At 68.3% G+C, this 1,446-nt stretch carries 2 protein-coding genes; both read left to right on the top strand.

Going from position 1 to position 1,446, the window contains the following annotated elements; translation table 11 throughout:
• Nucleotides 1-198 precede the first annotated feature (198 nt).
• On the top strand, nucleotides 199-792 hold the full coding sequence (locus FPZ47_RS27480; RefSeq protein ID WP_144957506.1) for a helix-turn-helix domain-containing protein: 594 nt from the start codon (nucleotides 199-201) through the stop codon (nucleotides 790-792).
• 118 nt (nucleotides 793-910) lie between these two features.
• Nucleotides 911-1,446: helix-turn-helix domain-containing protein (locus FPZ47_RS27475; protein ID WP_145039784.1), on the top strand; the 536-nt coding region annotated here is incomplete at its 3' end.

Raw genomic sequence — 1,446 nt, 5'->3', positions numbered from 1 at the left:
TGTTGAGCGTCTCTCTGGATGACGACCACGGGGTGGGGATTCGTCACTGGGGTTGACGATGGGCGGGCCGGTTGGATGTCCGGGTTGCTTGTGTTCGTGTGCACCATCAGTGTGACGAGGTAACTGATGGGTGCGCGGCACCCCGCTGAAGTTTTGGTCGACTCACGGGGTGCCGCGCTGTAGTGCTCGGAGGCACTGATGGTGACGGTAGGGGTTGATTTGGCCTGCGTCGAATCCCGGCTTTGCGCCGGCGAGATCGGCTGCCCGACGTGCCGGGACGGTGTGCTGGGCGGCTGGGGGTATGCACGAGTCCGCCAGATCGAGGGGTTGGGTGATCCGGTGCGGCCGCGGCGGGCTCGGTGTCGGGCGTGTTTGGTCACCCACGTGTTGTTGCCGGTGACGATGTTGCTGCGCAGGGCGTATGCCGCGAAACGGATTTGGGCCGCGTTGACCGCCCGCGCCGAGGGGTTCGGGCATCGCCGGATCGGCGTGCGACTGGGTGTTCCGGCGTCGACGGTGCGGGGCTGGCTGCGCCGGGTGGGATCGCGGCTGGAAACGACCCGGGTCTGGTTTCTTCAAGTGGCGGTCACCGCCGGGGTGGACGTGACGATCCCCGATGCGACCGGTTGTGCCTGGGGTGATGTGGTGGCCGCGGCGGCGGTGGCGACCGCAGCGATCAGGTTCCGCTTCGGCGCCGCCGGAATCCTGGGCATGGTGACGGCTGAGCAGGTGGCGGTCGCGACCAGCGGCGGCCGGCTGCTGGCCCCAGGGTGGTCGCCACCGCGGCTCTGAGTCGGTGCAACACGAATCGCCCCTGACGCCCGAGCCACCTGATCGGAGATCCTCACCAAGGCGCCCGCCCGGAACGGTTCCGGGCGGGCCTTGAAAGTGAAAAAGGAGAACCGAGACGATGTCGTTGGAAGATCACAAGCGCCGCGAGCGCGCTCAGGCGATCGGATTGTTCCGCTACCAGCTGATCTGTGCGGCCCTCGACGAGCAGTTGTCGGCCAAGCAGCGCGGAAAGCTGGTGCGCGCGATCGCCGCCCAGGCCCATACCGACCCGTTCGGCAACACGGTGCGGATCTCGCGGGAGACGCTGGACCGCTGGATTCGCCGCTACCGGGCCGGTGGGTTCGAGGCGCTGGCGCCCTGCCCGCGGATGCTGTCGGCGCGCACCGACGCGACTGTGCTGGAGTTGGCGGCCAGCCTCAAGCGGGAGAACCCGGACCGCACGGTGACCCAAGTGGTCCGGATTCTGCGCACCGCGACTGGTTGGTCGCCTTCGGAGTCGACCCTGCTGCGCCATTTCCACCGCTTGGAGCTGATCGGGCCGGCTGCCGGTGAGGTCCCGGCGGTGTTCGGCCGGTTCGAGGCCACCGACCCCAACGAGCTGTGGTGTGGCGATGCCCTGCACGGCCCGCGGGTTGGTGACCGCAAAACTTACCT

The sequence above is a fragment of the Mycobacterium helveticum genome, from assembly GCF_007714205.1.
Classification (GTDB): domain Bacteria; phylum Actinomycetota; class Actinomycetes; order Mycobacteriales; family Mycobacteriaceae; genus Mycobacterium; species Mycobacterium helveticum.
This window is presented reverse-complemented; position numbering and strand designations above follow the sequence as displayed.

What these genes read in the sequence shown, in the direction of transcription:
- FPZ47_RS27480 (WP_144957506.1), top strand. Translation starts at nt 199, where the DNA reads ATGGTGACGGTAGGGGTTGATTTGGCCTGCGTCGAATCCCGGCTTTGC.